The 18,729-nt window shown below is 36.5% G+C and carries 25 protein-coding genes; 16 read left to right on the plus strand and 9 right to left on the minus strand.

Annotated elements, in window-relative coordinates:
• Positions 1-13 precede the first annotated feature (13 nt).
• The 7 genes from ACPF64_RS14790 to ACPF64_RS14820 all read left to right on the plus strand — a co-directional run bounded on the left by ACPF64_RS14790 (position 14) and on the right by ACPF64_RS14820 (position 4,672).
• Positions 14-322, plus strand: coding sequence for a Rieske (2Fe-2S) protein (locus ACPF64_RS14790; protein WP_003652095.1), 309 nt, complete (start codon positions 14-16; stop codon positions 320-322).
• Between the two features lie 25 nt (positions 323-347).
• Positions 348-956: an OB-fold-containig protein gene (locus ACPF64_RS14795; RefSeq protein ID WP_003652096.1), complete on the plus strand. Its 609-nt coding sequence runs from the start codon at positions 348-350 to the stop codon at positions 954-956.
• A gap of 381 nt (positions 957-1,337) precedes the next feature.
• Entirely contained in the window at positions 1,338-1,532 is a 195-nt protein-coding gene (cydP, locus tag ACPF64_RS14800; protein WP_003652097.1) for a cytochrome oxidase putative small subunit CydP, read from the plus strand.
• Positions 1,532-3,118, plus strand: coding sequence for a cytochrome ubiquinol oxidase subunit I (locus ACPF64_RS14805; RefSeq protein WP_426454202.1), 1,587 nt, complete (start codon positions 1,532-1,534; stop codon positions 3,116-3,118). Before cydP ends, ACPF64_RS14805 begins: the two co-directional genes overlap by 1 nt.
• Positions 3,115-4,260 carry a cytochrome d ubiquinol oxidase subunit II gene (gene cydB, locus ACPF64_RS14810; RefSeq protein WP_426454204.1) on the plus strand — a complete coding sequence of 382 codons (1,146 nt, stop codon included), beginning with the start codon at positions 3,115-3,117 and terminating at the stop codon, positions 4,258-4,260. Before ACPF64_RS14805 ends, cydB begins: the two co-directional genes overlap by 4 nt.
• Positions 4,261-4,270: 10 nt before the next feature.
• Positions 4,271-4,372, plus strand: a complete 102-nt coding sequence (gene cydX / locus ACPF64_RS14815) for a cytochrome bd-I oxidase subunit CydX (protein ID WP_000270276.1) — start codon at positions 4,271-4,273, stop codon at positions 4,370-4,372.
• Entirely contained in the window at positions 4,373-4,672 is a 300-nt protein-coding gene (locus tag ACPF64_RS14820) for a cyd operon YbgE family protein (RefSeq protein ID WP_128814366.1), read from the plus strand.
• Between the two features lie 64 nt (positions 4,673-4,736).
• Here the strand turns inward: ACPF64_RS14820 and ACPF64_RS14825 are convergent, their stop codons facing one another.
• From ACPF64_RS14825 to ACPF64_RS14845, 5 genes are all read right to left on the minus strand, one after another.
• A complete protein-coding gene (locus ACPF64_RS14825; RefSeq protein WP_426454206.1) occupies positions 4,737-5,408 on the minus strand; it encodes a DUF2057 family protein in 672 nt (223 codons plus the stop codon).
• A gap of 219 nt (positions 5,409-5,627) precedes the next feature.
• Positions 5,628-6,224, minus strand: coding sequence for a nitroreductase family protein (locus ACPF64_RS14830; protein ID WP_004643073.1), 597 nt, complete (start codon positions 6,222-6,224; stop codon positions 5,628-5,630).
• A gap of 187 nt (positions 6,225-6,411) precedes the next feature.
• Complete coding sequence (ftsY, locus tag ACPF64_RS14835; RefSeq protein WP_005040068.1) at positions 6,412-7,524, minus strand: signal recognition particle-docking protein FtsY; 1,113 nt, start codon at positions 7,522-7,524, stop codon at positions 6,412-6,414.
• 120 nt (positions 7,525-7,644) lie between these two features.
• Entirely contained in the window at positions 7,645-7,980 is a 336-nt protein-coding gene (locus tag ACPF64_RS14840; protein WP_426454209.1) for a hypothetical protein, read from the minus strand.
• 98 nt (positions 7,981-8,078) lie between these two features.
• Complete coding sequence (locus tag ACPF64_RS14845; protein WP_003652110.1) at positions 8,079-8,438, minus strand: hypothetical protein; 360 nt, start codon at positions 8,436-8,438, stop codon at positions 8,079-8,081.
• 217 nt (positions 8,439-8,655) lie between these two features.
• On the opposite strand from ACPF64_RS14845, the gene ACPF64_RS14850 reads away from it, so the two are divergent.
• The 3 genes from ACPF64_RS14850 to ACPF64_RS14860 all read left to right on the plus strand — a co-directional run bounded on the left by ACPF64_RS14850 (position 8,656) and on the right by ACPF64_RS14860 (position 10,150).
• Entirely contained in the window at positions 8,656-8,889 is a 234-nt protein-coding gene (locus ACPF64_RS14850; RefSeq protein WP_003652111.1) for a hypothetical protein, read from the plus strand.
• A 309-nt stretch (positions 8,890-9,198) separates the two neighbouring features.
• A complete protein-coding gene (locus ACPF64_RS14855; protein WP_003652112.1) occupies positions 9,199-9,573 on the plus strand; it encodes a DUF2750 domain-containing protein in 375 nt (124 codons plus the stop codon).
• Positions 9,574-9,718: 145 nt separating this feature from the next.
• Positions 9,719-10,150, plus strand: a complete 432-nt coding sequence (locus ACPF64_RS14860; protein ID WP_004791938.1) for a CBS domain-containing protein — start codon at positions 9,719-9,721, stop codon at positions 10,148-10,150.
• A 52-nt stretch (positions 10,151-10,202) separates the two neighbouring features.
• Here the strand turns inward: ACPF64_RS14860 and ACPF64_RS14865 are convergent, their stop codons facing one another.
• Positions 10,203-11,411: an aspartate aminotransferase family protein gene (locus ACPF64_RS14865; RefSeq protein WP_416658045.1), complete on the minus strand. Its 1,209-nt coding sequence runs from the start codon at positions 11,409-11,411 to the stop codon at positions 10,203-10,205.
• Between the two features lie 227 nt (positions 11,412-11,638).
• On the opposite strand from ACPF64_RS14865, the gene grxD reads away from it, so the two are divergent.
• The gene (grxD, locus tag ACPF64_RS14870) at positions 11,639-11,980 is read left to right on the plus strand and encodes a Grx4 family monothiol glutaredoxin (protein ID WP_004643080.1); all 342 of its coding nucleotides are present in this window, start codon (positions 11,639-11,641) and stop codon (positions 11,978-11,980) included.
• 47 nt (positions 11,981-12,027) lie between these two features.
• Here the strand turns inward: grxD and ACPF64_RS14875 are convergent, their stop codons facing one another.
• Positions 12,028-12,351 (minus strand): hypothetical protein, encoded by a 324-nt coding sequence (locus ACPF64_RS14875; protein ID WP_005040058.1) that lies wholly within the window; start codon positions 12,349-12,351, stop codon positions 12,028-12,030.
• 244 nt (positions 12,352-12,595) lie between these two features.
• Between ACPF64_RS14875 and ACPF64_RS14880 the strand changes: the two genes are divergently transcribed.
• Positions 12,596-13,495 carry a LysR family transcriptional regulator gene (locus tag ACPF64_RS14880; RefSeq protein WP_198079280.1) on the plus strand — a complete coding sequence of 300 codons (900 nt, stop codon included), beginning with the start codon at positions 12,596-12,598 and terminating at the stop codon, positions 13,493-13,495.
• Between the two features lie 52 nt (positions 13,496-13,547).
• Here ACPF64_RS14880 and map read toward each other — a convergent pair whose 3' ends face one another.
• Positions 13,548-14,342, minus strand: coding sequence for a type I methionyl aminopeptidase (gene map / locus ACPF64_RS14885; RefSeq protein ID WP_017392243.1), 795 nt, complete (start codon positions 14,340-14,342; stop codon positions 13,548-13,550).
• Between the two features lie 353 nt (positions 14,343-14,695).
• Between map and brnQ the strand changes: the two genes are divergently transcribed.
• The 3 genes from brnQ (at position 14,696) to ACPF64_RS14900 (ending at position 17,116) form a co-directional block, all read left to right on the plus strand.
• A complete protein-coding gene (gene brnQ / locus ACPF64_RS14890; RefSeq protein WP_426454214.1) occupies positions 14,696-15,997 on the plus strand; it encodes a branched-chain amino acid transport system II carrier protein in 1,302 nt (433 codons plus the stop codon).
• Positions 15,998-16,188: 191 nt separating this feature from the next.
• Positions 16,189-16,608 carry a GlcG/HbpS family heme-binding protein gene (locus tag ACPF64_RS14895; protein ID WP_080027261.1) on the plus strand — a complete coding sequence of 140 codons (420 nt, stop codon included), beginning with the start codon at positions 16,189-16,191 and terminating at the stop codon, positions 16,606-16,608.
• 265 nt (positions 16,609-16,873) lie between these two features.
• Positions 16,874-17,116: a hypothetical protein gene (locus ACPF64_RS14900; protein WP_004643085.1), complete on the plus strand. Its 243-nt coding sequence runs from the start codon at positions 16,874-16,876 to the stop codon at positions 17,114-17,116.
• 38 nt (positions 17,117-17,154) lie between these two features.
• Here ACPF64_RS14900 and ACPF64_RS14905 read toward each other — a convergent pair whose 3' ends face one another.
• Entirely contained in the window at positions 17,155-17,610 is a 456-nt protein-coding gene (locus ACPF64_RS14905; protein ID WP_426454216.1) for a hypothetical protein, read from the minus strand.
• 141 nt (positions 17,611-17,751) lie between these two features.
• Between ACPF64_RS14905 and ACPF64_RS14910 the strand changes: the two genes are divergently transcribed.
• On the plus strand, positions 17,752-18,612 hold the full coding sequence (locus ACPF64_RS14910) for an alpha/beta fold hydrolase (protein ID WP_426454218.1): 861 nt from the start codon (positions 17,752-17,754) through the stop codon (positions 18,610-18,612).
• Positions 18,613-18,729: the final 117 nt, after the last annotated feature.

The following is an 18,729-nucleotide window of genomic DNA, read 5'->3' on the forward strand; positions in this document are numbered from 1 at the left end:
GGAAAGGATCTGTATGACGGAAGAAGTTCCTGAGCGCGAAGCTAGAGCTTTTGACACTTTACAAGGAACTACTATTTTCGTTACGCAACGTGACGGCGCATTCTATGCTTATCAGAATTTATGCCCTCATTTGCAAACTGAGCTTGAATATTTAGAAAATCAATTTCTCGATCAAGACCAAGAATACATCCAGTGCTCTACTCATGGTGCTTTATTTACTGTGGAAACAGGCGAATGTATTTCAGGGCCATGTTTAGGTGATTTTTTAAATAAAGTTGAGCTTAAAGTACATTCAGATGGCGGTATCTATATCGTAGACTGAAGCTATAAACATTAGAGTTTCTGCCATGGCTGATTTCTTTTTCAATTATTATCTTATGCCATTTCACTTAAGTGTAGTGGCTTTGATATTGCTCAGCGTGGTAGAAACCATTGGTATGTATATTGGACTCCGTCCAAGTCAGTTACTTAAAAAAATTGCACCGGATTGGCTTTCTAACTCACCACTACTTAATGTTAAATTTTCTAAAGCTCTAATTTTCGTTTTTTTACTCATCAATTTCAGTTATGCAGGTTACTTTTTACAACTCTCTTTCTTCGCAATACAGCATTATTTTATTTCACCATTTTATTTAATCGTCCCAGCACTTGTGATCGCAATCTTTTTTACTGTGTTCATGATTCACTGCCTTGACCAAGTGATTAAGCCGAAGCTTACACATACCAACTATAACCTTTTAGGGCGATTAGCGACTATTTCCAGTGGTAATGCCAGACCAGGTTTTTCTGCTCAAGCACGCGTACGTGATGAATTTGGTCAACTTCACTATGTTCAAGTAGAACCAGAATATGGTGAACTCGAATTATATTCCCAAGTCATTCTTGTCAAAGTGCATAAAAGCCATTATGTAGCCAAAAAAATCTCTATCTCAAACGATCTTTTCGCACCCGATTAATTCTTAATAATTCTTCTCATCTATTATTGCTTTTTTTCAGGCTTTATTACGGCCTTATTTTATTATTTTCTTTTTTAATTAATTATTTATTATCCCGACCATTTTAGTTAGAAATAAAATTAGCAAATATTATATACAACCATTTCAGTCGGAATTAAATTTAAAACAAACCATTTTAATCAACTTAATAATTTTATTTACAAGTGTTTTAGTAGGAATTAATAATCAATTCAAACTATTTTAGTATGGTATTATTTTTCAAATATTAACTATTTGTTTTTTATAAATTAATTATTTAAATATCCATTTAAAATATATTTATTGTTTATTTTTATTATATTTTGATTAATAATAAAATTAATATCAAATGAGGTTTAATTAATGAGCCTTAATTTTCAAAATCTTAATAGTCGTTTAATTAAAGAAATCACCATTATTTTAATAATAAAAATAGTGCTTCTTTTAACGATTAAACATATTTGGTTTGATGCTCCCACCATCCCCAAAAATTTTGACAATCAGGTCGCCGAGCATATTGCTGGCGATAACATTTCCAACATTAAGGAGACACGTTGATGATTTCTGAAAGCGTGGTTGATCTTTCGCGGTTTCAATTTGCAATGACCGCAATGTATCACTTTCTTTTCGTCCCTTTAACTTTAGGTTTGGCATTTATCCTTGCCATCATGGAAACCACCTATGTCATTTCCGGTAAAGAAATTTACAAGGATATGACTAAATTTTGGGGAAAATTATTTGGTATTAACTTTGCTTTAGGGGTAACAACTGGCTTAACCATGGAGTTCCAGTTTGGAACGAACTGGGCTTATTACTCACATTATGTAGGTGATATTTTTGGTGCGCCATTAGCAATTGAAGGCCTTATGGCATTCTTCCTTGAGTCGACATTTATTGGTTTGTTCTTCTTTGGATGGGACCGTTTAACTAAGGTTCAGCATCTAGGTGTAACATGGTTAGTTGCGCTCGGTTCTAACATGTCAGCGCTCTGGATTTTAGTGGCAAATGGCTGGATGCAAAACCCTGTAGGTGCTGCATTCAACTTTGAAACGATGCGTATGGAACTAGTCGATTTCGGCGCACTTATCTTTAACCCTGTGGCTCAAGTTAAATTTGTACACACTGTATCAGCAGGCTATGTAACTGGTGCGATTTTCGTACTAGCTATCTCAAGTTACTACTTGCTTAAAAAACGTGATCTTCCTTTCGCTCGTCGTTCATTTGCAATTGCTGCGATTTTCGGTCTTGCATCTACACTTTCAGTGATTTTACTCGGTGATGAATCTGGCTATGAATTAGGGGATGTTCAAAAAACTAAACTGGCTGCAATTGAAGCTGAATGGGATACTCACCCTGCTCCAGCTCCATTTACTTTATTTGGTATACCGAACCATGAAGAAATGCGGACAGATTATGCAGTTAAAATTCCATATGCATTAGGTTTAATTGCAACCCGTTCAACAACCAAAGAAGTTACTGGTCTAAAAGATCTCATGCAGCAGCACGAAGTTCGTATTCGCAACGGTATGCTTGCCTATGCTGAACTTGAAAAACTACGTGCGGGTGATCGCTCACCAGAGTTATTAGCTTCGTTTGAAAAAAATCAAAAAGATTTAGGTTATGGCCTACTTCTTAAGAAATATGCACCAAATGTAGTTGATGCAAATGAGCAAAATATTAAAGCTGCTGTAAAAGATACTGTTCCAAATGTTACAGCACTATTTTTCTCTTTCCGAGCAATGGTTGCCTCTGGTTTCTTGATGCTATTACTTTTCATTTTAGCGACTTGGGCTGTAGCAAAAAGAAATGCTGAAAACAAACCTTGGTTACTTAAATACGCATTGTTTGCACTGCCACTTCCTTGGATTGCTGCACAAACTGGTTGGTATGTAGCTGAAGGTGGCCGTCAACCATGGTCAATTGGTGAAATCTTACCAACCCACCTATCTACTTCTAGTTTAAGTACTGGTGATGTATGGGGGTCGATTCTTGCCTTAGCAGCGTTCTATACAGCGCTTTTAATTATCGAAATGTATTTAATGATCAAATTTTCTCGTTTAGGGCCAAGTTCTCTGCACACTGGCAAATATCATTTTGAAAAGCATGAACCGAAAACAGCTGTTAATGGGGAGGCCTTATCATGATTGAATATGAATTATTAAAAATCATTTGGTGGGTGTTAGTTGGCGTACTTCTGATCGGCTTCGCTCTGACTGATGGCTTCGATATGGGTTCTATGGCTCTCATGCCTTTCGTTGGAAAAACCGATAGCGAACGCCGTGCTGCAATCAACACGATTGCACCACACTGGGATGGGAATCAGGTCTGGTTTATTACAGCAGGTGGTGCATTATTTGCTGCATGGCCAATGGTATATGCTGTGGCTTTCTCTGGTATGTATTGGGCATTATTACTGGTTTTATTCGCCCTTTTCTTACGACCAGTCGGCTTTGATTATCGTTCAAAACTTGAAAACACCAAATGGCGTAATTCATGGGATTGGGGCCTATGCATTGGAGGCGCTGTACCAGCGCTTGTGTTCGGTGTAGCCTTTGGTAATTTGTTTCTAGGCTTACCTTTTGGTCTAGATGACACTTTACGCTCTGAATATACTGGCAGCTTTTTTGCTCTTTTAAATCCGTTTGCATTAGTTTGCGGTATTGTCAGTCTTTCAATGCTCTGTGCCCATGGCGGTGCATGGCTCATGTTGCGTACAGACGATGCTTTAAAGCAACGCTCTGCAAAAGCAACCCAGATTATGGCAATGCTATTTTTAGCTTGTTTTCTTGTTATTGGAGCATGGTTGTATTTTGGTCAAATACCCGGTTATAGCTATTCAGTAGCAATTGATCCAAATGCTGCACTCAACCCTTTAGCAAAAGAGGTAGTTACCAATAGCAACCCTGGTTGGATGAACAATTACAGTACCTATCCAATTACTAAAGTTGCTCCAGTTCTTGCAATCTTAGGCGCAATCATTGCAATTTTTGCATCCTCAAAAGCAAAAGCAGGTTTAAGTTTCACTGGTACAAGTTTAATGATTGTAGGAGCAATTTTAACCGCAGGTTTTGCACTATTTCCGTTCTTATTGCCATCTAGCATTAATCCCAATTCTAGCTTGACGATGTGGGATGCTGTCTCAAGCCACCTTACTTTAGGCGTTATGACTGTAGCTGCTGGCATTTTTGTACCACTCATTTTGATCTATACCAGTTGGTCTTATTACAAAATGTGGGGAGTCATTACCAACAAACACATCGAGTCAAACTCGCATAGCTTGTATTAAGGAGAAGCAAATGTGGTATTTCGCATGGATCCTTGGCATTTTGATGGCATGTTTTGCAGGTGTACTCAGTGCACTTTATATCGAGCACCATCAGAACTTAGATGAGGAATAAATCATGGCAAAAGCAATGACAGCATCAAATCATCGAAAAGTTCAAGCATTCGCAATGGCCCTTTCATTTCTGTTGGCATTGCCTCTTGCTGCAATTTTGCTGGTTTACCCTTCACTCATGTTAGATGCTAACGGACACTACAATCATAGCCAACTCATGTTGGTGATGATCGGTATTTCTGGTGGCTTTATTTATGGAGTGGGTTTTGTACCCAACTTCTGGTTATGGAAATGGTTATTTAGTCCATGGATAGCATGGCCTCTCATGCTTTTAGGCTATTACATCTGGTTTCTAACCTAAACAAAAAAGACCTCATTTGAGGTCTTTTTTCATTTCAATTAATTTAATAGATATTAATAGTAAATTAATTTGATTGTTCAGCTAGCCAAGCCATAAATTTTTGACGCTCAGCTTTTGAGGCTTTCTGCCAAGTTTCAACTAACCGTTGATCATTCGTTTGTGCTACCCCTGTTACTGGCATAGACGTTGGAGTTGGCACAATAACTTGAGCGGAAGTAGGTTTAGCCGATGCATACACTGCTTCAGGCTGTGGTTTAGATGATTTAGTCGTAAAGTCAGTTACTTTACCCAACAAGCCAGTTGCAAACCATGGTTTTGCTTCATTGTTTGCGCCCGTTTGTTTCACAATTAATTCATTATTTGCACTGTACAAAGCAACTGTTGGTTGTTCAGCATATTTTTTCGCATTTTCAAAGTCTTTAGGGACATCTACCATCGAAAGCTTGTAAGTTTTCCCATCTTGCAATGCAGGTGTTTGAATTGTGACTACACCAGATTTAACAATGTCATGCTCGCCATTTAAATGTTCAAAATATTCTTGGTAACGCACGCTTAAGCTAGTCTCACCCGCATCGACTTTATAGTTATTTTTAGATGAACGAAATAACCCAGAATTGACTTCTTGACCATTTACCGCAAGGATTACAATTTCCTCTGGCGCTGTAATTGTAACTGCTGAAAATACTGAACCACTGAGTAATAAACCAATTGCAGCAACACCTAATCTTAAAGTCATCTGTTTCTTTCTCTGTATTTGATAAGCTATTAAATCATGAGCAATATGCAATATGATTGTGACTATTTTATGACAGTGCAGTTATTGGCTAATTTTCAGATTTATTATTTTTAAAATATATATTTGAATTTCATCAGTTTCCGTTTTATTTAGTCCTTGCATTAATTCTCAAAACATAAAAAAAGAGCACCCAAATAGGTGCTCTTTTTTAAATTTCAATTAATTGAAAGTTTTGAAACGATCAGCATCATTAATAAATGCTTTTTCGCCTGCTGGCGCTTCAACTGAACCAAATACTAATTGAGCACGTAGTTTCCAAGTTGCAGGAACATCAAACGCTTCAGCTGCTTCAGCATCAACAATTGGGTTATAGTGCTGTAAAGATGCACCTAAACCAAGCTCTGAAAGCGCAGTCCAAGTTGCAAATTGAGCAATCGCGCTTGAATGTTCAGACCATACTGGGAAGTTATCTGCATATAATTCGAATTGCTCTTGTAAATTTTTAACAACAGCTTGGTCTTCATAAAATAAAACCGTACCAGCACCCGCTACAAAGCTATCAATTTTTGTGTTTGTACCAGCAAAAGCTTCTGCAGGAACAATTTTACGTAATGCTTCACGAACTAAATTCCAGAATTTAGCATGAGATTCACCATATAATGTCACCACACGTGAAGATTGCGAGTTAAAAGCTGAAGGGCTATGTTTAACCGCCTCACGAATTGTCTCTTCAATTTTAGTGCGATCTAATGCAACATTTTTACCAATTGCATAAATAGTACGACGGTTTTTAATTTTATCTAAGAAAGTAGACATTTTGTTATTTCCTACCTATTTGATTGACCATGGGCCGTTGTTTGGGAATGAATACAGTGTATTGAACTCATTTTCTATAATCAGCATTAAAAATATGACAGTTCGTTTTATTTTCGCAACAATAAAAAAAGATATAGATATAAAAAAGCTTCACCATTTAGTGAAGCTTTTTATTGCTAACAACCAATTATTTATCAGTTTCAAACAGCGCAGCGACAAATGATTTAGCTGAGAATGGTCTTAAATCATCAATTTTTTCACCGACGCCAATGAAACGAATTGGCACATGTGTACGGCTTGCAATATTAAAGAGCACGCCCCCTTTCGCGGTTCCATCTAACTTGGTAATTGTAATACCAGTTAAACCCACAGTCTGGTCAAACTCTTGCACTTGGTTAATCGCGTTTTGCCCTGTACCCGCATCTACGACTAACATAATTTCATGAGGTGCAGTCGCATCAATTTTTTGCATAACGCGCTTAACTTTTTTAAGTTCTTCCATCAGGTTGCTTTTATTATGTAAACGACCTGCTGTATCTGCGATTAATACATCAATTCCTTTAGCACGAGCACTCTCAAAGGCATCAAAAATAACAGAGGCACTATCAGCTCCGTGACCTTGGGCTACAACTGCGATATCATTACGTTCACCCCAGATTTGTAATTGCTCTGTCGCTGCGGCACGGAATGTATCACCAGCAGCCAACATCACTTTTTTACCTTCACCTTGCAAACGTTTCGCTAATTTACCAATAGTTGTGGTTTTACCAACACCATTTACCCCAACCATTAAAATCACATAGGGTGATTTGTTCGGGTCAATATGCAAAGGCTTAACACGTGGAGCTAACAAAGCAACCAACTCTTCTTGTAAAGCTTTATAAAGAGAGTGGGAATAGATCAAATCACCACGAGCAGTACGCTCTGTTAAATTGGTAATGATCGTTTTAGTTGCCTCAACACCAATGTCTGCAACCAATAATTGCTCTTCGACTTCTTCGAGTAATTCATCGTCAATTTCCTTTCCACCGATCAGGATATTGACCATTCCATCAGCGAAATTACGACGAGTTTTGGTTAAACCTTCTTTCATCCGGCCAAAAAAACCAGATTTTGGTTGTTCAACCGCTGTTTCTGTTGAAGCCGATTCAACTTTGGCTACTTCAATGTTTTCTTGTGATTTAACAGGAGATTCAACGATGGGAACATCGATAGCAGGTAAATTAGGTAATGTGACATCGTCATCACCGATCTCAGCATCTATCAAGAATTTATTTTGCATATTCGATTGTTGCTCCATGCGGATTCCTTGAAAAACAGCGTGTTTAAAAAGAGAAAGTTTAGCATAAATTCAAAATTTTGCCTGCCACAATAGTGCTCAAAAAGCTTTGGAAACCAAGATTTAGCCTGATTAACCCAATTACTGCGTATCTTCCTGAGCGAGTGCCGGATATTGCTTAATATGAGCACCCTCAAATTGGTAAGCATGCATTAACTTTAAATACTCAGCTCGATGAATTTCTGACTGAGCTAACTGAGCTATAAGTAACTCAGCCATGTCTTGAGTTCTTGGATAAGTCGCCTGATGAGAAAGTTGTACAATTCGTTGATATTGATCCGGACTAATAGGCCGAAGTAATGCTAAATATGACAGCACAAAAATACAGCCAATGACAATAACCACAAACAGGTTAAAACATTGATCAACTTTTAACTCAGACTTTAATTTAAGAAAATTTTGTTTGAATATGAGCATGACCTACCTCGAATTAGTGTAGTGTAGGGTTCAATGCACATAAGCACAAGATCAAACATCCAGTAAGGTTAATAATCGTACCTTACTGGATAGTATGCTTAACTTATTAGTGAACGAATGACAGAAAAGTATAAAATTGCCGCAATAATAACCAAGACTAAAAACATGGCAAAAATACTTAACCCTTCTTCTGCATCTGCTGGATGCAACTCGTCTTCATCGGCAATTTTTCGAAGCTCCCCATCATAGACTTGATAAAACCAGTTTTTTTGGGTGGGTTCTAAATGTCCTGCAAAATCAAATACCCTTTTGCGCTGTGCAAGACAATAATCCCCTAAATGGATTTCCTCATGGAAAATAGCTTCATCTAATAATTTACGGTGATAATGGGCCAGTTCTATGATTTGTTCCTCTTTAGGCGGAGTATCAAAAACAAAGCCATCGATTGTATTTGTCATATTTTATTCTCCTTGTCTTTTATTCTCATATTGATTTTAATCAAAATTATTTGTGAATAATGTTTAATCATGTATCCTAATAGTGAACTAAGCGATATGCACTAATAGTTGACAAATCCATCAATTTGTAATATTAGTTTAATAATTCTAAGTTAAATTAATTTAAAGGCAGTGGCCTTTAGAAAAAAGTAATCATAATTACAATAAGGAGTTTTCTATGATTCAACGTATCTCTCATCATGATTTAGAACATGTATATGCAACTGCAGTAAACACAATTCATTCTCAAATGAACTTTCAAGATGCAGTTACACAGTTAGAAGAAGTTGCTCGCGCTGGGCACGGTAAAGCTGCCCTATTCTTAGCAGAATTGTATTATCAAGGTTTCCGTGTTGAACGTGACTCACTTAAAGCACAATATTGGCAAAAGTTAGCCACAATGCAAGCATAAAGAAACGTCACTTAGGTGGCGTTTTTTTTATATCTATAAGAACCTAAAATTGTCAATTTATCTAAAGCCTTACTTCGCCACTTTAGTCATGGCTCAGGTGGCGTTTTTTTATGTCTGTAAAAATTCGATATAAACCAATTCATCCCTTATCTCTTCTTGCGCTTCACCAAAGCTTAATCGCTTTGTTTTGCTCAGGTGGTCTTTTCTTTAGCTGTGAATATTTGTTTACGATTTGATACCTGTTTAAACTGAAATGTCATCTATTTTTTCTATAATAAGCAAGACAAGTTAAGAACCATTAAATTGACAATGAATAGTTTAAGCAATCTACAACCGGTTTCAAAAGACTTGATGATTAAGATTTATATTTTAAGAACCATGATGTACTGCGGAGTTCTTTGGGGATTATTTCATCAAGGTTGGGCAATTAAATCAGATCAGGAAGATTTTATTTTTCCTTTCTGGCTCAATGGATTGCAAGCTCACCGCTACGCCAAAGAACATTGGCCACATTACAAACCAAGAAGAATTACCCCCAAAGATTTTCATGAATCTTTATTGCCAACATTAACCCGACTCAACGTTACACCTGCTTTGTTTAATTCTTCTCACAGGAAGTTGAAATTATCTACTCAGCAAATGCATCATTTCTTTTTTAAACATCCGCACTGGCAAGAAGCCTAAAGTTTTCTTTAGGTTCTTAACCACTATATAGAATGCTTTTTGAACGCTTGAATGTAAAACTTGTATTTGAATGACTATCAAGTCTTTGCATTTTTATAAAATCAAGCTAATTTAAAACAAAATGATAAAACACGGGATAGAAGAAATGACAATCGTTGCACAAGTAATCAAAAACAAATCAGAGCAAGATATTTTTACAATTTCTCCAGAAGCCACTGTCCTTGAAGCCATTAAAATCATGGCTGATAAAGGAATTGGTGCATTAGTCGTAGCTGAAGGTGAAAAAGTTGTCGGAATTTTATCTGAACGTGACTACACGCGAAAAGTGACGCTTATGGAACGTTCTTCATATAGCACTACAGTCGCTGAAATTATGACGTCTAAAGTACTTACTGTAAGTCTAAACAATACAGTTGAAGAGTGTTTACAGTTAATGACAGATCGCCACTTACGTCATTTACCAGTATTGGACAATGAAAAATTAGTTGGTTTTATCTCTATCGGTGACTTGGTAAAAGCAGCAATGGAAGATCAGAAAAACTTAATTGAACAGTTAAAGCAGTATATCTCTGGGTAATGCTTTGAAATAAAAAATGGGCACATTAAGTGCCCATTTTTTATACTAAAACTTAAAGATAGCTATTAATCAAAGTAACTAAACGCTCTAACAAGTCATCGGCCTGCGCTTGAGTCATATTAATAGGCGGTAATAGACGAACTACCGAACCTGCTGTAACGTTGATAATAAGCTTATGTTGATCACGAGCAATAGCAACCAGTTCAGCACAGTCTTTAGGTAATTGAATACCAATCATCATACCAAAACCACGCACTTGAACATTCTTATCAGCTAACTTTGCACGAAGTTGATCAACAATATAGTGTCCTACTACCGCTGCATTTTCTACAGCATTCTCTTTTTGAATTGTATCAATGACCGTGTAAACCACACGAGAACCTAGTACAGTACCGCCATAGGTAGAACCATGACTACCAGGTCCCAATAAACCAACAGCTTTACCTTGTGTCATTACAGCACCTACAGGAAAGCCATTTCCGAGTCCTTTCGCAGTCGTAAGGACATCAGGCACAATGTTGGTGTGCTGATATGCAAAATATTTACCAGTACGCCCATTACCTGTTTGAATTTCATCTAGCATCATAAGCCAGTTATGCTGATTACAAATATTGCGAACTTCCTCAAGATAGCTAAAGCCTTGAGGAGCGGTATTAATACCACCCTCACCTTGAATTGGCTCAATCAAAATTGCAACAATATCTGGATGCTGCAAAGCGGCTTCCTGAATTGCTTCCACATCACCAAATGGCACACGAATAAAATCATTCACCAAGGGAGCAAATCCATCTTGTACTTTTTTATTACCCGTTGCTGAAAGTGTTGCCAAAGTACGACCATGAAATGATTGCTCTGCCACGATAATCTTTGGCAAACGTACACCTTGTTGGGTACCAAATTTACGAGCAATCTTAATCGCACCTTCATTTGACTCAGCACCACTGTTTGAAAAGAAGATCTCTTCCATGCCAGAAACCTCAGCAAGCTTCTGAGCAGCGGCAGTTTGCCAAGGGATTTCAAATAAATTACTTGTGTGCACAAGTGTTGCAGCTTGTTCAGCAATTGCTTCTGCAATAACTGGGTGCGCATGACCTAAACCACATACCGCAATACCAGTTAAGGCATCTAGATATTCTGTACCATCTTCAGTATATAGATATGCCCCTCGGCCTCGTACAAAACTGATCGCTTGGCGACCGTAAGTAGCCATTAAGTGTGATGGTTGATCAGGTTGTATTGGAGCTAGGGTAATATCAGTCATAACGAACTCTGTCTGTATGAGGTTTTAAGAAGGGTTTATATAAGCAAAAACTGGCTCTGATGAAAAGTCTCATCAATCATTTATCTAAAATTTCGTCCGCTTTTCGCTATCACTTCGGTTTATACAATAAAATATTGAAGATTCAATGCAACTTTAAGTAATCAGGTGGTTTGCAAAGCGATGTAAACACCCCCTATAATGCTGCTAGATTAGTTGAGGATCTATTTATGACTGAACAAGCACGTGATACTGAAGCGTTAATCCGCGATCAAATTGCGAAGCATCCCGTTTTACTTTACATGAAAGGCACTCCACAGTTTCCACAATGTGGTTTCTCTGCACGTGCTGTAGAGGCGCTCAGTCAAATTGGTCGTCCATTTGCATATGTAAATATTTTGGAAAATCCGGATATTCGTGCAATCTTACCAGCAATTGCGAATTGGCCTACATTCCCGCAACTTTGGGTAAATGGCGAACTTATTGGCGGTAGCGATATCATGCTTGAAATGTTCCAAAATGGTGAATTAAAACCATTAGTTGAACAATATAGCGCAGCGCCAGAAGCGTAAATAATAAAAAAGCCAATCAATAGATTGGCTTTTTTATGCTCTCAACTTTAAAAATCGCTCACTCCAACATAGCGAAATAAACCCTCCACACCTAAATCAGATTTTAAAACAATCAGATTCTCATAAGGTGTCGTAGTTAGAGCTTCAAAAATATTCATATTTGGATCTTCGTGTAACTCATCCACACTCTGATTCATACACTCTTCAAATCGATCTGCAACAAATTCGAATCCCAAATCCATAGCAATAAATAAAGTATGTTCACAGGGCTGAACGTATTGTTCTTGTGCCCAGTCAATTATCGCTTGTTTGCAAAATGGGCACTCAATATTCGTAGAGGCATCGTTAAGTTCTATCAATTGATAAGGCATTAGATTTGAAAAGTAGAGAAAAATTATAGTGTAGAAGAAATTGCTTAATAGTTCTATAGACAACCCATAAACCCAATTAAAACACACACATTAAAATTACAACGTAATTACATTATAATTTCAAATTTATCTCCTGCAATTAGATAATGAATTTATCTCCTGCTTACAAAAAATTTAGTATAAGAATTATCGTTGCAAAAATAATGATGTAAAATCATGGTTGTTGCAGAAATAGGATATTTTAATGCTCACTGATCTTGATGATTTTTATTGTTTTGCTCTCGTTGTTGAGCATGGTGGCTTTAGTGCTGCTGAGCGTGTAACGGATATACCAAAATCAAAATTAAGTCGTCGTGTGTACAGCTTAGAAGAAAACTTAGGCGTTCGCTTAATCCAACGTAGCTCTCGTCATTTTGCCGTTACAGATATTGGAATGGATATTTATAGACATGCTCAAGTCATGATGAATGCTGCACAAGCTGCTCATGATTTGGTTGATCATTTAAGTATTCAACCTAGAGGTGTGGTAAAGGTTAGTGTGCCTGTTGATATTGCTCAAAATCAACTTCCTAAAATCCTACCTGCTTTCTTAAAAAAATATCCAGAAATTCGTTTGCAACTTATGGTCAGCAACCGTCGAGTGGATGTCATTAATGAAGGGATTGATATCGCTTTACGTATTCGCTCAAAACTAGATGATGATCCGAGTTTAGTTCTTAGACAGTTTGCCCTTATACAACAAAGCCTATTCGCAAGTCAGGCATATCTAAATGAGTTTGGTGATATAAAAAATCCAGAACAACTTAGTGAACATCGCATTTTAAGTTTATCTGAAGAGCATCTTGATCAACAATTCATTTTGCATGGCCCTGACAATCAACAAAAGAAAGTCAAAGTCAGTCCTACTGTAATGGGTACAAATATTCACATGTTAGCGCAATTGGCTAGTCAAAACTGTGGCATCGCTTTATTACCAGAGAGCGCAGCAGAAGATTTCGTAAAGTCTGGACAACTCCTACCAATCTTACCAGAATGGAAAGCACCACATGGCATATTTCATGCAGTTTATCCATCACGCCGAGGGTTGCTGCCTGCTGTCAGAGTGTTTATTGATTATTTAGTAGAACATCTTTCTGAACGTTAAAATTACTTAAAATAAAAAAGTTCGATAAATTATCGAACTTTTTTTATATTTTTTAAATTGCAGGATAATTTCCCACACCTTCGGGCCATGGTGTTAATAGTTCAAAGCCAGTATCTGTTACTGCAACCATATGTTCCCATTGAGCAGATAACGAAAGATCTTGAGTAATGACTGTCCAGCCATCATTTAACTCTTTCACTTGCGGTCTACCCGCATTCACCATTGGCTCAATGGTAAAAACCATTCCTTTCTTTAAGACTAAACCTTGCCCGCGCTGCCCATAATGCAAAACATTAGGTTGTTCATGATAAACCTTACCAATCCCATGCCCACAGTATTCTCGAACAATACTATAGCCTTCTCGGTGAGCAACCGATTGAATAGCATAACCAATATCACCTAATGTAGCTCCTGGCTTAACAGTATGAATACCTGCAACCATCGCTTCATAAGTTGTATCAACAAGTTTTTTTGCTTGTGGGTTTACATTACCCACAAAATACATGCGGCTCGTATCACCAAAATAACCATCTTTAATTATTGCGACATCAATATTAATAATATCGCCATCTTTTAAGATTTTATTCGGCGATGGTATTCCATGGCAAACAACTTCATTGACTGAAGTGCATATCGTTTTTGTAAAACCGTGATATCCCACATTAGCAGGAATAACTTTTAAATTATTTACAATATAGTCATTACAGAGGTTATCTAAATACTCAGTAGATACGCCCGGTTTAATATAGGCCTCTATCATTTCTAAAACTTGCGCAGCCAAGCGTCCAGAAATTCTTAATTTTTCCAGATCTTGTTCAGTTTTAATGGTAACAGTAGAAGCTCTCATTCAATTCTATCCTCGCAGACAAGAAACATGCCCGTCCCTACAAAACCTAAGGTAATTCAAAATATTTTAGGATGAATATAAGTCAGACCAAAAGCCTAAAATGCTCAAATATCCAGCATTCACAGTAAAAATTTATCTTTTTATTCTTACATATTTTTTATAAAAAGTCAGAACTTAAAAAGAAGTTCTTTTGCCCTTTTAATGCCTTTTCAAGCACATACTTTAACCAAACAATCGCGTATAACACCATATATCGTTTTAACCACCCGAAAAAAAGCTTTTTCACATAAATTAGCGCTTGAACATGATTGCTTTTGCTCTAAAATTCCTTCTTTTTTATTCACTTTTAATTTATGCAACATCTTCGCACTGGAGATATTATTGCCTTAGGTTTTATGACCTTTGCCCTTTTTATTGGTGCTGGCAATATTATCTTTCCTCCCATCGTCGCTCAAGAAGCTGGTGAACATGTCTGGTTAGCTGCTCTAGGCTTTTTGATTACGGCTGTCGGCTTACCTGTAATTACCATTATGGCACTCTCTCGCATGCAGGGATCCATTGAAATTATTAGTTCTCCCTTAGGTCGAGTAGCAAGCCTGATTTTAACTGTTGTTTGTTATTTATCAGTTGGACCTCTATTTGCTACCCCACGTACAGCTACTGTTTCTTATGAAATTGGTTTTTCCTCTTATTTTGGAACCTCAAGTAGCAGTCTTCTAATCTATAGTGCAATCTATTTTTCATTTGTCACTGTAGTTTCACTCTATCCAAACAAGCTTTTGGATACAGTAGGACATGTACTTGCCCCGCTAAAAATTATTGCTTTAGCAATTTTAGGCATTGCAGCAGTGATGATTCCTGCGGGTTATGTACCTGCTCCGATTAACCATTACGTCACATCTCCAGTTTCCGAGGGTTTCGTAAATGGCTATCTCACCATGGATACCTTAGGTGCACTTGTATTTGGTATCGTTATTATCCAAGCGATTTACTCTCGCGGTGTAACTGATAAAAAGTTAGTCACCAAATATGCAATTATTGCCAGTCTCATTTCAGGTGTTGGTCTTACTTTAGTTTATTTAAGCTTATTCAAATTAGGTTTAGGTAGCCATGAAGTAGCACCAAATGCAGCAAATGGCGCAGTAATTTTACATGCATATGTACAACATGCTTTTGGAAATATGGGTTCATTATTCTTAACTGGCCTCATCTTTTTAGCATGTATGGTTACAGCAATTGGCTTAACTTGTGCGTGTGGTGAGTACTTTGCTCAGTTAACGAAATTACCATATAAGCTTTTAGTATTTATTTTAGTTGGTTTCTCTTTCATTATTTCGAACCTAGGCTTAACTAAACTAATTGCTATATCAGTACCTGTCTTAAGTGCAATCTATCCACCTGCAATTGTGGTGATTATGCTGAGCTTCTTTTGGAAATTTTGGCACAAACCTTCTTTTATTGTCGGTTCAGTAACGAGTGTTGCTTTAATTTTCGGTATTATTGATGGTCTTAAAGTGGCAGGTTTCAGTAATTATTTACCTGAATTTCTTCAACATTTACCATTAAATGAACAGAACCTAGCTTGGTTGATCCCATCTTTAGTTGTTCTTGTAATTACCGTAATTATCGACAAAGTTAAATTCAAAAACATTTAATTTAGTGGCTTTTTTGAAATCGAGTTTTATCCAAACATGATTTTATATATTGAATAGAATGCTGTGTTTACCCAGCCAGCATTTTATTTCCACACTAATTTTCAATAACAAATACACTCTAGATTCAACGGATTTTTACTGTAAAATTACACTAAAATAATTTTTAGCTTACTCAGGAAAGAAGAGCAACAATGAAAACTAAATATTACTTAACATTAGCAGATGCAGAGTTTTTAATGGAAGAAGCTCAAAAATATGCAATTGAACATAACTTTAAAGTCAGCATTGCGATTGTTGATGAAACAAGCTCTCTATTACTCATGAAACGTTTAGATGGCGCCTCTCCTTTAAGTTCACATCTATGCTTAGAAAAAGCGAAATGCTCTTCAATATCAGGTAGACCCTCAAAGTTTTACGAAGAACTTCTGCAAAGTGGACGTCTTGGTTTTTTAAGTATGCCCAGCGCTCAAGGGATGCTAGAAGGTGGAAAACCGATTATTTATGAAGGTGAAATTTTAGGTGCTATTGGTGTATCTGGTGTTCAATCTTTTGAAGATGCAGAAATTGCTCAACACGCAATTGACACCTTCTTTAAAAAGCAAAATAGCTAAAATAAAATGATAGGAAAGAGAAATTAATACACTTTTCACTTAAATAATTTCTCTTTCCTAAAAAATAAGTATTTCATACAAAAATATTTAATATTTACTTTTTTAATACCTTAAGCTTTTATAAATATAGAGGTTTTTATAAAACTGCTCAAAAAAATTGCTATTCGCTATTGAATTGTATGAAAAATAGAAGTACAACATTAAACTTAAAACAAATTCTTGACTAAAACATTAGGTTTTAGTACCACCACAAGGAGGGATGGAGATGTTATCATTACATTTCAACAAACAAGTCTTCATTAACACTCTGAACAGCAAAGATTCAGTTGTGTATGGAGTAACGCCGCTTGCTCTTATGCTGACTTTACTGTTTCAAGGTATGATCAAAGGAAATTTAAAACCTGAATACTTTATGTATGCGATGGTTGTTTCTTTCATATTTTGTCTGTGGGCCTTTGTCGATCATAAGATGCGAAAATTAGCTAAACGACGTCTTAGTCAACAATAATTGTAAGATTAAAAAAATGGATGAGTAATCATCCATTTTTATATACCTAAAAATAAAAAAATTGTTCCCATAACTAAAATAGCTGTAGCTAATAATTCAGCAATAATCAATGCAATCATCATTAAAGACATTAACCATGAAGGTAGGTTAAAACGGCCTAACCGATGGGGTTGTTTAAATTGATTTGTCGTATCCTGTAAGTACCCATGTACGATATAAACCAAAATTGAAAAACTAAAAAACAAGAGATTTGCTAACACACACCACAAAGTAATATTTTCGCTTAAAACAGTAAAATAACTTAGCACAGCAAGAATTAAGCTAGCAGCTGCGTAAAGTAAGCTGCTTCGATGAGCAATATCCACATAATAATGTGCACGACTCAATTCCGAACGGCGTATTTGCCAATATTTCCATACCCCTGTTAACATTCCTATCCATAAAAATATGCCACTAAACACAATCGCTAACTGTACAGCTTTCGGTAAATCCATCTTTTTCCCAATTATTCGTTTTATTAAAATTTAATGAGCTGTATAGCATAAATCCTGACTTTATAGTCACATTTTAATCAAGTATCATTTTAGAACTCATGTAAATTAAAGTCATCAACAAGCTAATCATTACGTAATATTATGGATAACACTTTTGAATCATTTTGGATAACCTGCGAAGATGGTTATCAACTTGCTGCACAATTTTATCCAGCTCAATCAAAAAAATCGGCAAATCCTGTTTTGATTTGCCCAGCTACGGGTATTACCAAAAATTTTTATCATGCTTTTGCTACATGGTTAAGCCAACAAGGTTATGAAGTATTAAGTTTTGATTTCCGTGGAATTGGAGACTCATTGCATGGACCTTTAAAGCAAAGTGATGCAAGTATTAATGATTGGGGAACGCTTGATATTCCTTGTGCAATTGATGCTTTATTAGAAAAAACACAAGCAGAACAAGTTACTCTTCTTGGCCATAGTGCTGGTGGGCAACTGTTAGGAATTGTGCCTAATTTTCGCAAAGTAGCAAAAGTTGTTGCGATAGCAGGTTCTACTGGCAACGTAAAAGGCCTAAAAGGTAAAACCAAGTTTCTGGCACCTGTCATGTTTAAGGTTATCTTTCCAATTTCTAGTACTTTAAAAGGTTATGGCGCTACTCAATTTATTGGGATGGGTGAAAACTTGCCTAAAAAAGTTGCTCAACAATGGAGAGAATTTTGTAGCAACCCAGGCTATGTAAAAAATGCCATTGGTAAAACTGTCTTTCATGACTTTCATACTGAGATTGTCTGCCCGATTACTTCGATTTGGGCAAGTGACGATGAAATTGCCACTCAACAGAACGTTGAAGAGTTATTAAGTTTATATCCTAATGCATCTACTAAAATGCTAGAACTAAACCCTCTAAAACTCGGATATAAATCAATCGGACACATGTTAATGTTTAAAAAATCACATCAAAAGATCTGGCCTCTTTTAGAGCAAGAAATTCAATACTAATTTTCAATTCATCATTTACTTTTTGCCTCTATACCAGTAATCCGGTTTAGAGGTTTTTTTTATTATTAAAACGCCCTTCTCTTTTATAAAATAATCTTATTAAATTTATAGTTATCA

The sequence above is a fragment of the Acinetobacter sp. KB005 genome (genome assembly GCF_049949095.1).
Taxonomy (GTDB): domain Bacteria; phylum Pseudomonadota; class Gammaproteobacteria; order Pseudomonadales; family Moraxellaceae; genus Acinetobacter; species Acinetobacter calcoaceticus.

Coding starts and splice junctions, on each gene's coding strand:
- ACPF64_RS14790 (WP_003652095.1), top strand. CDS start 14: ATGACGGAAGAAGTTCCTGAGCGCGAAGCTAGAGCTTTTGACACTTTA.
- ACPF64_RS14795 (WP_003652096.1), top strand. CDS start 348: ATGGCTGATTTCTTTTTCAATTATTATCTTATGCCATTTCACTTAAGT.
- cydP (WP_003652097.1), top strand. CDS start 1,338: ATGAGCCTTAATTTTCAAAATCTTAATAGTCGTTTAATTAAAGAAATC.
- ACPF64_RS14805 (WP_426454202.1), top strand. CDS start 1,532: ATGATTTCTGAAAGCGTGGTTGATCTTTCGCGGTTTCAATTTGCAATG.
- cydB (WP_426454204.1), top strand. CDS start 3,115: ATGATTGAATATGAATTATTAAAAATCATTTGGTGGGTGTTAGTTGGC.
- cydX (WP_000270276.1), top strand. CDS start 4,271: ATGTGGTATTTCGCATGGATCCTTGGCATTTTGATGGCATGTTTTGCA.
- ACPF64_RS14825 (WP_426454206.1), bottom strand. CDS start 5,408: ATGACTTTAAGATTAGGTGTTGCTGCAATTGGTTTATTACTCAGTGGT.
- ACPF64_RS14830 (WP_004643073.1), bottom strand. CDS start 6,224: ATGTCTACTTTCTTAGATAAAATTAAAAACCGTCGTACTATTTATGCA.
- ftsY (WP_005040068.1), bottom strand. CDS start 7,524: ATGGAGCAACAATCGAATATGCAAAATAAATTCTTGATAGATGCTGAG.
- ACPF64_RS14840 (WP_426454209.1), bottom strand. CDS start 7,980: ATGCTCATATTCAAACAAAATTTTCTTAAATTAAAGTCTGAGTTAAAA.
- ACPF64_RS14845 (WP_003652110.1), bottom strand. CDS start 8,438: ATGACAAATACAATCGATGGCTTTGTTTTTGATACTCCGCCTAAAGAG.
- ACPF64_RS14850 (WP_003652111.1), top strand. CDS start 8,656: ATGATTCAACGTATCTCTCATCATGATTTAGAACATGTATATGCAACT.
- ACPF64_RS14855 (WP_003652112.1), top strand. CDS start 9,199: ATGAATAGTTTAAGCAATCTACAACCGGTTTCAAAAGACTTGATGATT.
- ACPF64_RS14860 (WP_004791938.1), top strand. CDS start 9,719: ATGACAATCGTTGCACAAGTAATCAAAAACAAATCAGAGCAAGATATT.
- ACPF64_RS14865 (WP_416658045.1), bottom strand. CDS start 11,411: ATGACTGATATTACCCTAGCTCCAATACAACCTGATCAACCATCACAC.
- grxD (WP_004643080.1), top strand. CDS start 11,639: ATGACTGAACAAGCACGTGATACTGAAGCGTTAATCCGCGATCAAATT.
- ACPF64_RS14875 (WP_005040058.1), bottom strand. CDS start 12,351: ATGCCTTATCAATTGATAGAACTTAACGATGCCTCTACGAATATTGAG.
- ACPF64_RS14880 (WP_198079280.1), top strand. CDS start 12,596: ATGCTCACTGATCTTGATGATTTTTATTGTTTTGCTCTCGTTGTTGAG.
- map (WP_017392243.1), bottom strand. CDS start 14,342: ATGAGAGCTTCTACTGTTACCATTAAAACTGAACAAGATCTGGAAAAA.
- brnQ (WP_426454214.1), top strand. CDS start 14,696: ATGCAACATCTTCGCACTGGAGATATTATTGCCTTAGGTTTTATGACC.
- ACPF64_RS14895 (WP_080027261.1), top strand. CDS start 16,189: ATGAAAACTAAATATTACTTAACATTAGCAGATGCAGAGTTTTTAATG.
- ACPF64_RS14900 (WP_004643085.1), top strand. CDS start 16,874: ATGTTATCATTACATTTCAACAAACAAGTCTTCATTAACACTCTGAAC.
- ACPF64_RS14905 (WP_426454216.1), bottom strand. CDS start 17,610: ATGGATTTACCGAAAGCTGTACAGTTAGCGATTGTGTTTAGTGGCATA.
- ACPF64_RS14910 (WP_426454218.1), top strand. CDS start 17,752: ATGGATAACACTTTTGAATCATTTTGGATAACCTGCGAAGATGGTTAT.